Source organism: Lysinibacillus sp. NPDC096382, assembly GCF_044762845.1.
Lineage (GTDB): Bacteria > Bacillota > Bacilli > Bacillales_A > Planococcaceae > Lysinibacillus.
The window spans coordinates 374164-390810 of record NZ_JBIWFC010000001.1 but is presented as its reverse complement, the minus strand read 5'-3'; the positions used below and the strand labels follow the sequence as shown (position 1 = coordinate 390810).

Below are 16647 nucleotides of genomic sequence, written 5' to 3'. Positions count from 1 at the left end.
TTACACATGTAGTATGTGCGAAAAAGAACATTATATGTACCAGCCACCGTTTAATCTAATAACTTGTCCCGTTACATAATCTGCTTTTCCAGAAAGATAAAAACGTACCATTTCAGCAACATCCGTTGTTTGTCCGGTTATACCTAGTGGAATGTCCTCTAAAATATATTCAAGCTCTTCTTCGCTTAAATGACTGTTCATCGAGGTATTAATAAAACCAGGTGCAATGGCATTAACACGAATATGTGACAGTGCGGCTTCTTTCGCATATGACTTCACAAAAGCATGTTGGGCGCCTTTCACAGTGGCGTAAAGTGCTTCACCAGCTGATCCAGCCTCTCCCCAAATTGAACCAATAAAAAGCACATAGCTGACATCATGAGCGCGTAGCTTTGATGATAGCAATGCCGTAAGACGCATTGGATTTTGTACATGGACACGCCATAATGCCTCCATATCCTCCACCGTAGTATCTTCCAGCAGAGAATAATGTGCTTGACCATTTGCAAAGACAATCGCTTGCACATTAAAAATTTGAGATGCTAGCAATTGTGCCCCGGACGCTTTCGAAAAATTTCCCTGTACAAGCATAAACTCCTGTGCAGGGAAACTTTCTGAAAGGGAGCAGTATAGAGCCTGTGCTGCTTTTTCATTGTTTGAAAAGTGTATGTAGATGGACCAACCGTCTTCTGCCAGACTTCGACAAATAGCACGGCCAATCTCACCCGATGCACCTAAAACGAGCGCAAACTTTTTCACTATACGCCCTTCTCAGTAGGTAAAATTTTAAAGACAGTTTGTTGAGATTCACCTTGAACTGAAGAAAACGCTTTTTTCAAATCTTCAATCGTTAGTTCTTCTAGTACAGGCACAATATCGAACAAATTCATCTCATTAAACGAATAACGTGTAAATTGGTTGGCGATAAATTCAATAGAGTTCAGTGCACGTAGGAAGAAACCTATTTTTTTACGTTTTACTCGTTCTAAATCGGTACTTTCAAAATGTGCATCTCCATCATACTTTGCTAATTCTTCCTTAATAGCTTTCTCTAATGCAGCCGGGTCTGTAGAATCTGAGCCAATCATAGCAAATCCAAAGCCTTTTTCTAACGTGAAATCAAATGCATATGTTTCATCAATTAATCCGTCATCATAAACGTTCTCATAAAATTTAGATGTACGTCCAAAAATAAGTTCAAGTGCAATTTGAACAGACAGCTCATGTTTTAACATGTCACGCCCAGAAAGATTTGTTTCTTTTGCTTTTAAGCCGATATAGATCTTAGGTTTTTGTACATCCATATGCAGCTCACGTTCTTTGATAGCAACTTCTGTCGGCTCTTGATCGAAAAAGCGTTGAATTGGTGTTGGTTCAGGGAATTCTTTTTTGTCTTGATTGTCACGAATAAACGTCATCATTTCATTAGGATCTACTGCACCAATGACAAACAATAACATATTGGACGGATGATAAAATGTATTGTAGCACGTATATAAATGGTCGGCAGTAATACCATCAATTGACTCAATTGTACCAGCGATATCAATTTTTACTGGATGATTATGATACATATTTTCGATTGTACCGAAATATAAGCGCCAATCCGGCTGATCGTCGTACATCGTAATTTCCTGACCAATAATGCCCTTTTCCTTATTAACAGTTGCTTCTGTAAAGTAAGGCTCTTGAACAAAATTTAATAATGTTTCTGTGCTGTTATAAATATTGTTAGTTGAAGAAAATAAATACGCTGTACGTGTAAATGATGTAAAGGCATTGGCTGAAGCGCCGAATCCACTAAACTTTTGGAAGACATCTCCATCTTCTTTTTCAAACATTTTATGCTCTAAGAAGTGGGCAATACCATCTGGTACTGTCATGCTTTCAGTTCCACCAATTGGCACAAAAGTACGGTCAACAGAACCATATTTTGTGGTGAACGTTACAAAAGTTTTAGAAAAGCCTTTTTTCGGTAATATATAGACATCTAAGCCATTTTCTAGTTTTTCATAATACAATGTTTCATCTAATTGTTTGAATTCAATTGTTTTCATTGTGCGGCTTGCTCCTTCCCACTTAAGAAATAGACCGCTTCTAGCTGTACTTGCTTCGCCATTTCAACAATATCTTGCTTGGTCACAGCTTTCCATTTACTTGCCCAAGCCTCAACAGTGAACTCTTCGGGTAAATCTTTATATTGGTCAAAAATTTCTATTTGTCCTCGAGCAGAATCCAATGCTTCTTTTAGCTGATTCGTCAGCATTGCCTTTGTTTGCTCTATTTCCAAATCTGTAATATCGCCCGCTTGCATAACGGCAAGTTGTTCCTTAATTAGTGATAACGCTTTTTCCTCATTCTTTGGTTCAATCCCAGATACAACAAAGACTAAGCCATAATGTGATGCATATGAGCTAGACGCGTAGTAGGCTAAACTTTCCTTTTCACGAACATTCATAAATAATTTGGCGTGAGGGTAGCCACCAAATACGCCGTTAAAGATTTGCATTTTGGCGAAATCAGCGTCACCAAATCGTACTGGTGTACTAAAGCCAATATGCAACTTTCCTTGCTTCATTTCTTGTTGTTCACGTACATAATCATTTTGTGGATGCTGTTGTGGAAGTACAGCAAGAATTTCTTCAGGTGTACGATCATTAAATGGTAGCGCTTCTTTTAGCTTCGCTACGATTTCTTCTTCATTGATATCACCCGCGACATAAATGTCTATTTTATCGTTAGCAAGCATGGATTGATATGCTTCAAACAATGATGTAGGGGTAATTTTTTGAATGTCCTCGATAGTTCCATTAGCAGAAATAGAGGCCGGTTCATTTGGACGTAAAATTTGTTGAATGCGTTGCTGCGCAAAACGAGATTTATCGTCAAAAATGGACTCAATACGCTGAATGACCGTTTTCTTTTCACGTCCCACAATCGATTCCTTAAATACACCATTTTCTATATTCGGTTCAAATATTGCTGTGTGCAATAAATCGAGTACCTCGTTTAAAACACTAGTATTTGCCAAATAATGATCATTAACAGCTTCTACATTCATCAATACTGTATGTTCATTACCACGTTTAGATGTGTCGAAATATAACACTGTGCCATACAAGTCATCCAAGAAACTTCGGAATGCAGCTGTTGTCTTATATTTCGCATTACTGTGTTGCAAAACATTTGTTAACACTGTACGTTCAGACGCATTTGCCGCCGTTAATGCTCTTCTCCATTTAATTGAAAAATTTACGGTTTTAAATTGGGTCGTTTGTCGGATATGCAAATTGACACCTTTTGCAAAAGGTATTGTTTTAAACATATATAGAACCCTCCTTATCTTTCTTAATATAACAAAGTACTACACATACTATACATGTCTATTGTCTATAATTGCAAAAAGAATCCAAAGTATGTATATGAAATGTGTGAAATTACATTTGGTTGTTGAGGAACCTGTACATACAAGCACATAAAGATCAACCACCAACCATTATTTTCCCAAACACTTGAAATATGTACAAGGAAAAAGACTGAGCATTTTCGCCCAGTCTTTCGTGTCAACAATTATCTGTTTGTTATTAGCGTTTCCCTTTAATATAAGGTTGACCACTAGCTTTTGGTGCATTTGCTTTACCGATAAATCCTGCTAATGCAAAAATCGTTAAGACGTACGGTAAAATTTGTAAGTAAACAGCAGGAATATCTTGAATGTAAGGAATTCCACTTCCTGCAACACTTAACGTTTGTGCTACTCCAAAGAATAAAGCTGCACCTAATGCACCGATCGGATGCCATTTCCCAAAAATCATTGCAGCAATAGCCATAAAGCCTTGACCAGCAATTGTTGCATGTGAGAAATTGCCTGCAATCGATTGCGCATATACTGCACCACCAAGACCACCTAATGCCCCAGAGATGACAACAGCAATGTAGCGCATTCTATTCACTTTTACACCCATCGTATCTGCAGCCATTGGATGTTCACCAACAGCGCGTAAGCGTAAGCCAAATGGTGTTTTATAAATGATAAACCATGCCCCAATAGCTACTGCAAAAGCTAATATCGATGTACTGTAGACATTTTGGAATAATAATGGACCAAAGAACGGTATGTCCTCTAAATAAGGGATAGCGAAACGATTTATTGCATAGGTTTGGTCAATCATATCTGTTTGACCTTTATCATAAATCATTTTCACCAAGAATACGGATACCGCTAAACCTAATAAGTTGATAGCAACCCCCGATACTGTTTGATCGGCACGGAAGGAAATAGACGCAACTGCATGAAGAAGTGAAAAGATTCCCCCAATAATGAAAGCCGCCAGCATTGCCATCCAAATTGTTGCTGAACCGAATGTTGAAGCATATTCTAAATTGACATAAATACCAACAAATGCTCCAACAATCATTAAACCTTCTAATCCGATGTTTACTACACCAGAACGTTCAGAGAATACACCACCGATTGCCGTAAAAATTAACGGTGTTGCATAAAGAATCGCCGAAGGGATGATGAAATATAACATTTCTAAAAAGCCCATGTTATTGTCCCTCCTTTTTCTTGCTCAACTTTTGTAATGCTACTCGAATAATATAGCCTGATGCCACGAAGAAAATAATTAACGCGATAATAATAGACACGATTTCTTCTGGAATACCTGCAGCATTCGGCATATTTAGCGCTCCGTATTTAAGTGAGCCGAATAATGAAGCCCCGAATACAACCCCTAGTGGCGTGTTGGCACCAAGTAAGGCCACGGCGATCCCATCGAAACCTATACCTGTAAAGCCTGGTTTAATAGAGGCGTTTCCGAAAGTACCTAGTGCCTCCATAGCACCAGCAAGACCAGCGAACATACCTGAAATTGTCATAGCTAAAATAATGTTTTTATTGACGCTCATACCAGCATAGTCTGCAGCATTCTTGTTAAAGCCTACCGCTTTTAGCTCATATCCGCGTGTTGTTTTTTCTAAAATGAACCACATAACCATTACCATTAATAGTGCAACAATGATGCCATAGTGAAGACTTGAATTGTCTGTAAGCTCTCTTAAAAACGGAGAACGTAATGAAGCTGATACATGAACGCGTTCTGTTTTAAAGCCACCGTCAGACAAGTTTTTAATAACTGCATTTGCAATATAAAGCGCAGTGTAGTTTAACATAATTGTCGCAATAACTTCGTGAACTTTAAATTTCGCTTTTAAGAAACCTGCAATAAAGGCCCAAAATGCACCTGCAGCTGCGGCTGCAAGTAATGCTAATGGTAAGTGAATGACTTTAGGTAGATCAAATGCAGATCCTACCCAAGCTGCTGCTAACCAACCTAAAATTAACTGACCTTCTACACCGATGTTGAATAAACCTGTGCGGAAGGCAAATGCTACCGCAAGACCCGCCAATATGTACGGTGTTATTTGACGAATTGTGTTCCCAATTGAATATGAATCTCCAAAAATACCTGTCCAAAGGGCGCTATAACCTTGTACTGGGTCATAACCGCTAACTACCATTACGATAGCACCAACAATTAAACCGATAATGATAGAGATGATAGGAACGAGTATATTAATGACACGATTTGACATTAGTCGTTCCCCTCCTTCGCGTCATTCATGTTATTTTTATTACTTTGTCCTGCCATTAATAGGCCCAGCTCTTGTTCAGTTGTTTCTTTTGGATTTAACTCATCCACAATTTGACCGTCATAAATAACAGCAATACGATCCGAAACATTCATGACCTCATCTAATTCAAATGAAATTAACAGTACGGCTTTTCCTTTGTCACGTTGCTCAATAAGGCGAGAGTGAATAAATTCAATTGCCCCTACGTCAAGACCACGTGTTGGTAAAGCAGCAATCAATAAATCTGGATTACGATCAATTTCACGACCGATAATCGCTTTTTGCTGGTTACCGCCTGAAAGGGCACGTGCTGGAGTCATTTCACCATTACCAGTACGCACATCATATTCTTCAATGATTTGGCGTGCTTTTTCAGACACTTTCTTGTAGTCCATGACAAAGCCCTTAGCGATTGGAGACTGATAATATGTTTGTAGTGCGATATTATGACCTATTGGGAAATCTAACACTAAACCATGCTTATGGCGATCTTGTGGGATATGCCCAACGCCTTCCTCCGTAATTTTTCGAGGCTTCATATTTGTTATATCTTTGCCATTTAATCTAACGTTACCACTTTTAATTTTACGTAGACCCGTTATAGCCTCGATTAACTCGGATTGTCCGTTGCCATCGATACCCGCAATACCAACAATTTCACCTTTACGTACTTTTAAGTTCAAACCTTTTACTTTATTGATATTACGATAGTCTGTAACAACCAAGTTTTCGATTGTAAGTACTTCATCAGTTGGTTTTGCTTCTGTTTTTTCTGTTTTAAATTCGACTTGGCGTCCAACCATCATTTCAGCTAATTGGTTAGGATTTGTTTCAGCAGTTATAACTGTCCCAATCCCTTCCCCTTTTCGAATAATCGTCACACGGTCAGAAACTTCCATAATTTCTTTTAGCTTATGAGTAATTAAAATAATGGATTTGCCCTCTGCAATTAAACGGCGCATTATTTGAATTAGTTCTGTAATTTCCTGTGGTGTTAAAGATGCCGTAGGTTCGTCAAAGATTAAAATTTCTGCACCGCGGTATAGTGTTTTTAAAATTTCAACACGCTGTTGCATCCCCACAGTAATATCCTCGATTTTGGCATATGGATCAACATCTAAACCATATTTCTCAGAAAGTGCCTGTACTTTCTTTGCCGCATCTTTAATATTAATAACACCCATTTTTGTAGGTTCAGAGCCTAAAATAATGTTCTCTGTTACTGTAAAATTTTCCACCAACATAAAATGCTGATGCACCATACCAATCCCTAGATCATTGGCCACATTTGGATTTGTAATTTTAACAGCCTTCCCACGAACTTGAATTTCGCCACCCTCTGGTTGATACAAACCAAAAAGGACGTTCATTAAAGTCGATTTACCTGCACCATTTTCACCTAGCAATGCATGGATTTCGCCTTTTTTCAGTTGGAGGGTGATGTTATTATTCGCCACGAAATTACCGAATTCTTTTCGGATTCCTAGCATCTCAATCACGTATTCCAATTTCGTCACTCCCTTAATAGGCACTTTTATCAATTTCGCCTTGGCGTAATTGCGGCTGTCGCCACAGAAAACATTTTGTAGCTGTCGCTTTGCTTTCGCTACATAAAACATTACTGACGCTTTGTTAACACTCCGCTTTCGCACAGATAAACAATACGTCCAGTTTTTGAAACCGTTATTTAGACAAACTTAAAACTAGCTATAGTCACTGTTAGTTCAACGTTTTTTCACATCGACAGCAATGACCTCAGCCAGAGGTTCCATCTTCGCTCAGTGGCATTATGTACCCTATTAACAAAAATTCACGCATATCATGTCCCACTAATAGAGGTAGATATTCTTCTGAATGAAGATAAATTAATACAGGAAAGGTCATCGTTAGAAACCTTTCTTCTATTAACTTGTTACCATCATTACTATTCTTTCGATAAACTCATAGAAAAATTACTACCTCTATGGTAAACAAATAGAATCCAACAGAGTATTGCAAATAGTCGAAATATAACGATAGATTGAAAAATCATCATAAGGGCCTTTTAAAAGTCCCTTATGATGATCAAAAGATGAATTATTTTTTCACTTTTTCCGGAACTTTAATTTCACCTTTAGCAATTTTTTCTTTATATTCATCAATGACAGTTTGAACATCTGCTGGGATTGCACCACGAGAATCTGCAAGTTTCACGCCGTCTTCAGCTAAACCATAAGTAAGTGTTTTGCCACCAGGGAATTCACCGTTTTTAGCTTTATTTGAAATATCTATAACTGCTGCGTTAACACCTTTTAACATAGAAGTTAATGTAACGTTTGTTTTATCATCCACTTTACCTTCTTCGTATTGGTCAGCATCTACACCAATTACCCATACATTTGCATTAGGATCTTTTTTCTTACGTTCCTTGGCCTCAGAGAATACACCGTTACCAGTTGCACCAGCAGCGTGGAAGATAATATCTACGCCTGAAGAATACATGCTATTAGCTGTCATTTTACCAAGATCAGCTTTATCAAATGCGCCAGTATATTTTCTTTTAATATCAATATCTGGATTTACTGTTTTAGCCCCTTCAACGAATCCAGCTTCAAAGCGATTAATAACGGGAATATCTCCTCCGCCAACGAAGCCGATTTTCCCTGTTTTAGACATTTTTGCAGCTGCTACACCAGCTAAGAAGGCACCTTCTTGCTCTTTGAACATAATAGATGCTACGTTGTCTGCTTTTACTGAAGCATCAACGATTGCGAATTTTTTATCTGGATTTTCTTCAGCTATTGCAGTCATAGCATCTTCCATCAAATAACCAATACCAAATACTAAATTAAAGTCACGACGTAATAATAAGTTTAAATTTGATTCATAGTCAGCGTCTGATTTTGATTGTAAGTAATCGAAGCCACCATTACCTTTTTTTAGGTTATTTTCTTCACCGTAAGCTTGAACACCTTCCCAAGCAGATTGGTTGAATGATTTATCATCAACGCCACCTACGTCAGTAACCATTGCTACTGAGAATGCTTCTTTTTTGTCTTCGCCTGTTGATGCATTTCCATTGTCTTTTGCAGGTTTTTCTTCGTCTTTCGTACCACATGCACCTAAGATTGCACTTGCAGCTAAAACTGATGATAATACTAAGCCAAATTTACGTTTCTTCATTCTGTTAACCCCCCAAAGGTATTGTAATTAGCAGGAAAATATTTAGAAATGTTCTACACCCGTTTACGAACTACATGGAAGCTGAATTTATCAGCTCGGAAATAATTTTTTGAATACAGCACTACTTGATCATGATCATCGTAATGCAACTGCTTTAATACTAAAAGAGCTGTTTCACGCCCGCAATTTAAAATCGGTGAAGCTTGCTCATGATACCCGATTGGATCAATATATGTAACGGCATAGGCAACATGAATTTTACCAGATTGTTCAAGTGCAGAAAAAAGTGAAACTTCTTTTTTTTCAACAAAGTCAGTTGGCAGGAAACTTGCTGGTAATCTGTCTATGCAGTATACTACCGGCTCGCCATCCGCTGTTCTGACACGTTCAATTGTGAGTATTTTATCTTCGCCATCACATTGGAAGCGTTTTAAATCTTCCTCAGAAGGTATACTTTCCGTCGCCTTTAAAAAGCGGGAACCGGGTTCCATACCTGCTGCCTCGATCATAGAAGAAATGCTCGATAAATGCTCGATACCTGATGTAAACAAAGGCTTAGGGTTTACAAATGTCCCCACCCCATGTCGACGCACGATAACATTTTCCTCTTCCAACAGTCGTAGCGCTTCTCTAAGAGTTGCTCGACTGACTCCTAGTGATTTCGATAATTCAAACTCTGAAGGCAGTTTTTCATTTTCTTTAAAAATGCCTGTTTCAATGTCAGACTTTAAACGATCAATTACTTGAAGATAGAGATGACGATGATCTGCTTTAATAGTCACATATATCACCACCAAAATCAGAGATCAGACATCTGATGTACAACATTCCTACTAATCGTTCATAAATATAACATTTTTATAGACTGAAAGCAATTACACCTTAGCGTAATTGCTTCCGAATTTTGAAATGAATTTGGCCTATTTGATATATTCAACATTATTCATTTTTTTGTCGTTGTTTTGGCTCTAATTATCGTATTGATTAATGAGCACTTGTCGAGGTTTACTACCCTCTGAAGGCCCGACAATACCGCGTTGTTCCATTTGATCGACAATACGAGCAGCTCTCGAATAACCGATACGGAATCGGCGTTGCAACATCGAAACAGAGGCCGTCTGCATACTCACAACTAACTGTACAGCCTCATCAAATAATTCGTCGGTTTCCTCTAATATTGTCTCTTCTTCGGTCGGAATCATTTCCTCCTGATACTGTGCTTTTTGCTGTTCTATAACAAAGGTAACAACTGACTCAACTTCTTGATCTGATAAAAAGGCACCTTGCACACGTTTCGGTTTAGATGCACCGGCAGGTAAAAACAGCATATCGCCTCGACCGAGTAAACGTTCTGCTCCACCCATATCTAAAATCGTTCTAGAATCGATTGCTGATGAAACCGCAAAGGCAATACGCGAAGGAATATTTGCTTTAATAACACCTGTCAATACATCAACACTTGGTCGTTGGGTTGCAATTATTAAATGAATCCCTGCTGCACGTGCCATTTGTGCTAAACGTGTAATAGAATCCTCTACATCACTTGAGGCAACCATCATTAAGTCTGCTAACTCGTCTACAATTACCACAATATAAGGTAATTTCGGATGTTTTTCATCCGTTTGCTCATTAACTTTTTGTACATGACCATTGTAGCCTTCGATATTACGAGTACCTGTATGAGAAAATAGATCATAGCGGCGCTCCATTTCAGCCACAACTTTCTTTAGCGCCTGAGACGCTTTACGAGCATCCGTAACAACTGGTGCCAGTAGATGAGGTATTCCATTATAAACATTTAACTCCACCATTTTCGGGTCTATCATCATTAGCTTTACCTCATGTGGTTTTGTACGCATTAGGATTGATACGACAATACCATTTATACACACACTTTTCCCACTACCCGTCGAACCTGCAACAAGTAAATGTGGCATTTTATTGAGCTCGGCGAGTACTGCTTGTCCAGTAATATCACGACCTAATGCGACTTGTAATAAAGCTTCTGGCTTGGCACCATCTTTAGACTCTAACACTTCCCGCAATGTAACAATTGCTACCTCACTATTTGGTACTTCAATGCCAATCGCAGACTTCCCTGGAATAGGTGCTTCCATACGAATATCCTTTGCAGCAAGTGCTAAGGCAAGATCATCCTGTAAATTTACTATTTTACTTACTTTCACGCCTATATCCGGTAATATTTCGTATTTCGTTACAGCTGGGCCTAAATGAACCTGCGTTACTTTTGCTTTTACACCAAAGCTTTGCAACGTTTGCTCAAGCTTTTTCGCATTGGCCTGAATGACAGAATATTCGCCACTTTGGTCATGCTGCGGCGGTAATTGTAATAGATTATAAGACGGTAGTTGATAATCTGCATTTTCTACAGCATCTGCCCCTTCGATATGGACATCATCAACAATTTCTCCATGTTCAATATCTTCATTTTCAGCTGTTGCATATTCTTCTCGTTCATGAGATACATTTTGAGTAAAGGCAGAGATGATTGGTTCATAAGAATTTCCATCTTCTTCTTGTACCTCAGGCTCCTGTTCGACAGCTGCGATATCATCCTTGCTTTCTACTTTTGAACGGCGATTTTTAGATTTCTTTGGCATATTTTTTTTCTTTTCACGATGTTTTTTCTGCCATTTCCCAAAAAGGTCAGGCATTTTTTCTGCTAAATATGGAACAAGCGCCTTTCCTGTTACTAAAATTAAGCCGATAAAGAAGATAACCCATGCAACGACCTTCGCACCTCTTGCCTCAAATAATACATGTAGAGCGCTGAATAACAGTGCACCAATCATACCTCCGCCAAGTGCGTTACTTCGATGGATAATACCCTCTGAATTAATTAATATTCGCCAAGATTCTCGCAACACAGAGTCCGATAATAAACCACCAGATTTTGATAATTGTTCAAAAAGAATACCGTGACTAAAAATTGTTAAACTCATAACAATGAGGAGCATCCCTAATATGAGACGATCATAAATGCTTACTTTTTTCCGCCCAATCATTAGTAATAACGCAACAAATATAAGCATAAATGGCACAGCAAAATGTAAATTTCCTAAAAGAAACATTGCTATTGTTTGGAGAACACGTCCAATCATGCCATATTCAAAAATCATAATAACCGCTAATGCAATTAAAATAAGTCCTAAAATTTCATACATAAGTGGATGCATTTCTTTTTTTTCTGTAGACGTTTTACCTTTCGTGACTTTTCTTTTTTTACTAGTCGCCATCTATTTCACCTTCTTTTGTAATCCATTCTATATATGTAGCGAATAATATCATGTAGAACTTGTTTATTTCAAAAAATAGACTCATCACCATAACGTGTCGTTAATCTTCGTTCCGGCTGGGCTTTCCTGGAGGCGTCAGCCGGAACGGAAATCTACTCTCTTATCAATTTTACCTTGGCGTAATTGTGGCTGTCGCTACAAATAAACAATGCGTCCAGATTTTGCATTATACTCAGGCCTGCACGAGGGCCGACACGATGTTGGTCATTTCGGTAATGCCACAGGACATGGCATTTTTACCGATGCAGGTTCAGAGGTGAGAGTCTTCTACTCAATGAGATAAATGACATATGTTTTAACAAATATCATTCTTACTATTTAGGTTCGAGCCAAAAAAAGGATTTTCCACCGTTTACATTCGGTTAGAAAATCCTTTTTCATTCAACGATGATCTTTCATTTTTAATATTCCATAATGATTGGGATAATCATTGGGCGGCGCTTCGTTTTTTGGAATAAATACGTATTCAGTGTATCTCGAATTTCTTGTTTAATGTTTGTCCATTCAAATGTATCTTTACCAACGTATTTTTCAATAACAGTTTTCGCAATCTCAGAAGCTTCTACCATCAATTCTTCTGATTCGCGTACATATACGAAACCACGCGATAAAATTTCTGGACCAGATGCAATTTTCTTTTGAGCACGGTTTAACGTTACAACAACAATGAAAATACCATCCTGCGATAATAACTTACGATCGCGAAGTACAATATTGCCTACATCCCCAACACCAATACCGTCTATTAATACATTACCAGCTTGTACACGGCCACTCATTCGCATTTTACCATTTTTATATTCTACAATATCCCCTTTATCGGCGATAAAAATTTGTGATTTTTGCATACCTAGTTGTTGAGCAAGCTTAGAGTGAGCAATAAGCATACGGTACTCACCTTGCACAGGGATAAAGTACTTCGGTTGCATTAAGTTTAGCATTAATTTTAAATCCTCTTGGCTACCGTGACCCGACACATGTACATTTTTGCTAGATGTTAGAATTTCAGCGCCTGCTTTTGCAATAGAGTTCATCGTATTTGCCATCTGTACTTCCATACTAGGAGATGGTGTAAAAGTAATTAATACGGTATCATCTTGCTTTATTTTAATGTCTCGGTGATGTTTGCGGACGATTTTCTCTAATGCATCAAGTGGCTCCCCTTTATTACCTGTAGCAATAATAATAATCTCATCATCTTGATACTTTTGCATTTCTGAAATAGGGATGATTGTATCTTCCTCAGTCGTTAAGTAACCTAGCTGTACACCTAAATCCACAGCTTTCTCTAAAGGTTTTCCTACGATGACTACCTTACGGAAAGACTTTTGAGCTTGTGTAAATACTTGTTGAATACGAATAAAATTCGATGCATAAACAGCAACTAAAATACGACCTGGTGCTGAATGGAATGTTTTTGATAATTGCTCTTCAATGACAATCTCAGATGTCGTATAACCTGGTCGCTCAGCTTCACTCGACTCAGATAATAGAATAAATACGCCTTCTTCTCCTAACTGAGCCATTTTTGCTAAATCAGGCTTAAATTTACCTGTCGCTGATTGATCGAATTTAAATTCCCCTGTATGAACAATTGCTCCTTCAGATGTATGGAACACTACCCCTAACGAATCGGGAATACTATGTGTTGTATGGAAGAATGTCACATACGTTGAGTTAAAATTCATACGACTACGGTTCGTAACCTCAAAGAATTTCACCTGATGTGGTGCAGGCAATTCCTTTAATTGTTCCTTTGCAAGTGCAATTGTTAATTTTGATCCGTACACTGGCGCTTTCACTTTTTGTAATACATAGGCAATCGAGCCAATCGCATCTTCATGACCATGTGTTAAGAAAATCCCTTTCACACGATCTTTATTTTCTTCTAAATACGTAATATCCGGAATTACGATATCAATGCCCAGCATTTCGTCTTCAGGGAACATCAAGCCGCTATCCACTACAAATAGCTCTTCGTCAATTTCTACTACGTACATTGCTTTCCCAATTTCGCCCACGCCACCAAGTGGGATGATGCGAATTAATTCATTTTTCTTTTTTGTCAATTTATTTCCTCCTAAAAAATATCCCGAACAGCAACCACTTAAGATTTATTATACGGTTTGCAAAGCTTTTGCACAAATTAAAAATTCAACTTTCATGAAGGAAACAGAAATTTTTTGCTAATTTTATTACTAATAGATGGAAAGCTGGTTGAGTATGTAGCATTGTGAAAGGTCTAATTTTCGCCTTTTATTTAGCGACGTAAGCTTTTGGTAATGGGGTATATCGCGGATTGTAAGCCTTTCTCTGTAAGGTTGTTCTAGCGCTTCGAGCGGATTTCAGTCTTACTTGAGCAGTTCTCTTTCCTACCCGAGCGGATACCATCTTCCATGAGGGGGGCATCCCTTCGAGCAACGATCTTATTCTTCTATATTTTTAACAAAAGAAAAAAGACCGTAAACAAACTAAAAAATTTCACGTTTGTTTACGGTCTGAGGATTTAACTAAAGGTACTTATTTTTCTAAAGCTTTTCGCTTTTTCTTGATACGTATCCCAAATTCGGTCAAAGTTTGCTTTTTCTTCATCTGTCATTTCCATCATTGGCAGACGAACATTAAGTGTATCAAAGCCTAATTTTGTCATCGCGTATTTTACAGGCGATGGGTTTGGCTGTGCGAACAACGCACGTACAAGTGGTAATAATGCTCGGTGAATTTTGGCTGCTAGCTCGTGATTTCCTTCTTCAAACGCTTTAATCATTAATTGCATATCATTTCCAACAACATGAGCAGCAACAGAAATAATTCCTGCTCCGCCTATTGCTAGTAGTGGGAGTGTTAAACCATCATCCCCACTATAAACGAAGAAATCATCATCTGAATCAACATTCTCAATAATATCGCCCATTTGATCTAAATTGCCACTCGCTTCTTTAATCCAGGAAATATTAGGGATTTTACTTAAAGCAACGGAAGTTTCATAGGCAACATTGATGCCTGTACGTCCTGGCACGTTATAAAGCATGACAGGCAAACTTGTTTCTTTTGCAATTGTTTCAAAATGCGCAAAAATACCGCGTTGATTTGGCTTATTATAATATGGTGCTACAAGCATGATACCATCTGCACCATTTTCTTCAGCCTTGTGCGTCATTGCAATAGAGTAAGCAGTCTCGTTATCCCCTGTACCTGCAATTACAGGTACACGGCCTGCTACTTTTTCTACTGTAAAGCGTACAACTTCAATTTTTTCTTCTGTGGACATAGTTGGGTTTTCAGAGGTTGTGCCACATGCGACAATGCAATCTGTACCATTATCAATCAAATAATTAATAATACGTTCTAGTTCTGGATAATTAATCGTGCCATCTTCTTTGAACGGCGTAATCATCGCCGTTCCAATTCGACCTAAATTCATCCTTACACCCCTCTTATAGTAAGTTATCCTCCAGCATTGCTTCTGCAATTTGAATAGAGTTTAATGCAGCGCCTTTTAAAAGATTGTCAGAAACGATCCATAGATGGAATCCTTTTTTATTGTCTAAATCTTGACGGATACGTCCTACATAAGTAGCATCTTCCCCTTCTGCATAGATAGGCATTGGGTAAGTTTGTGTTGCGATATCATCTTGTAATACTACTCCAGATGCACTGCGTAATACTTCAAAAACCTCCTGTACCGTTGCTTCTTTTTCTACTTCAATATAAACAGATTCAGAGTGTCCTGAAACGACTGGCACGCGAACACAAGTTGCTGCTACTTTTAGTTCTGGTGCATGCATGATTTTCTTCGTTTCATTAATCATTTTCATTTCTTCGTATGTAAAGCCATTGTCTGTAAATTTATCAATTTGTGGAATGACATTACGAGCGATTGGATAATGACGTTTGTCGCTACCAGAAGGTAAAATATTTGCTTCTACATCCTTACCTGCATCCCAATTTTCACTTTGTGCCTTTAATTCTTGAATAGCAGAAATACCTGCACCTGAAACGGCTTGGTATGTTGATACAATAATTTTAGTTAAGCCAAATGCATTACGAATAGGTTCAAGTGCAGCCATCATTTGAATTGTAGAGCAGTTTGGATTCGCAATAATCCCTTTATGCTTAGCAAGATCGCCACGATTTACTTCAGGCACAACTAGTGGTACCTCCGGATCCATGCGGAAATGGCTCGTATTATCGATTACTACGGCACCACGTTTTGCCGCTTCTGGCGCCAGTACCGCTGATACAGAACCACCAGCTGAGAATAAAGCGACATTGACGCCTTCAAAAGCTTCAGGTGTCGCTTCTTCAATTGTATATGTCTTACCATTAAATTCGATTGGTTTCCCTGCTGAACGTGCAGAAGCTAAAAATTTTATATCTCCGATTGGAAAATTCCGTTTAATTAGCTGTTCCATCATTTTTGTGCCTACTGCCCCTGTTGCTCCAACAACCGCAACTGTTAACTGCTTTGTCATCTGTCATCTCTCCTTGAATACATGTTCCATAATGTGTGCTATTGTATCACAAAAAT

Annotated in this window: 12 protein-coding genes; all 12 read right to left on the bottom strand. The window is 38.3% G+C overall.

Annotation, left to right across the window (positions count from 1 at the left end):
- Positions 1-30: 30 nt before the first annotated feature.
- The 12 genes from ymfI to ACIQZA_RS01750 all read right to left on the bottom strand — a co-directional run bounded on the left by ymfI (position 31) and on the right by ACIQZA_RS01750 (position 16591).
- Entirely contained in the window at positions 31-759 is a 729-nt protein-coding gene (gene ymfI, locus ACIQZA_RS01805) for an elongation factor P 5-aminopentanone reductase (protein ID WP_142507414.1), read from the bottom strand.
- Entirely contained in the window at positions 759-2057 is a 1299-nt protein-coding gene (yfmH, locus tag ACIQZA_RS01800; protein WP_400934401.1) for an EF-P 5-aminopentanol modification-associated protein YfmH, read from the bottom strand. Before yfmH ends, ymfI begins: the two co-directional genes overlap by 1 nt.
- Positions 2054-3325: an EF-P 5-aminopentanol modification-associated protein YfmF gene (gene yfmF, locus ACIQZA_RS01795; RefSeq protein ID WP_402880049.1), complete on the bottom strand. Its 1272-nt coding sequence runs from the start codon at positions 3323-3325 to the stop codon at positions 2054-2056. The genes yfmH and yfmF overlap by 4 nt, the downstream gene beginning before the upstream one ends.
- Positions 3326-3584: 259 nt before the next feature.
- Complete coding sequence (locus ACIQZA_RS01790) at positions 3585-4550, bottom strand: ABC transporter permease (protein ID WP_142507417.1); 966 nt, start codon at positions 4548-4550, stop codon at positions 3585-3587.
- 1 nt (position 4551) lies between these two features.
- A complete protein-coding gene (locus ACIQZA_RS01785) occupies positions 4552-5598 on the bottom strand; it encodes an ABC transporter permease (RefSeq protein WP_400934398.1) in 1047 nt (348 codons plus the stop codon).
- Complete coding sequence (locus ACIQZA_RS01780) at positions 5598-7145, bottom strand: ABC transporter ATP-binding protein (RefSeq protein WP_400934396.1); 1548 nt, start codon at positions 7143-7145, stop codon at positions 5598-5600. The genes ACIQZA_RS01785 and ACIQZA_RS01780 overlap by 1 nt, the downstream gene beginning before the upstream one ends.
- 568 nt (positions 7146-7713) lie before the next feature.
- Positions 7714-8799, bottom strand: a complete 1086-nt coding sequence (locus tag ACIQZA_RS01775; RefSeq protein ID WP_400934394.1) for a BMP family lipoprotein — start codon at positions 8797-8799, stop codon at positions 7714-7716.
- Between the two features lie 53 nt (positions 8800-8852).
- The gene (locus tag ACIQZA_RS01770; protein ID WP_132357384.1) at positions 8853-9581 is read right to left on the bottom strand and encodes a GntR family transcriptional regulator; all 729 of its coding nucleotides are present in this window, start codon (positions 9579-9581) and stop codon (positions 8853-8855) included.
- Between the two features lie 186 nt (positions 9582-9767).
- On the bottom strand, positions 9768-12056 hold the full coding sequence (locus ACIQZA_RS01765; RefSeq protein WP_400934392.1) for an FtsK/SpoIIIE family DNA translocase: 2289 nt from the start codon (positions 12054-12056) through the stop codon (positions 9768-9770).
- A gap of 461 nt (positions 12057-12517) precedes the next feature.
- On the bottom strand, positions 12518-14185 hold the full coding sequence (locus ACIQZA_RS01760) for a ribonuclease J (protein ID WP_400934390.1): 1668 nt from the start codon (positions 14183-14185) through the stop codon (positions 12518-12520).
- A gap of 437 nt (positions 14186-14622) precedes the next feature.
- A complete protein-coding gene (dapA, locus tag ACIQZA_RS01755; protein WP_142507423.1) occupies positions 14623-15540 on the bottom strand; it encodes a 4-hydroxy-tetrahydrodipicolinate synthase in 918 nt (305 codons plus the stop codon).
- Positions 15541-15553: 13 nt separating this feature from the next.
- Positions 15554-16591, bottom strand: a complete 1038-nt coding sequence (locus tag ACIQZA_RS01750; protein ID WP_400934388.1) for an aspartate-semialdehyde dehydrogenase — start codon at positions 16589-16591, stop codon at positions 15554-15556.
- Between the last annotated feature and the right edge of the window lie 56 nt (positions 16592-16647).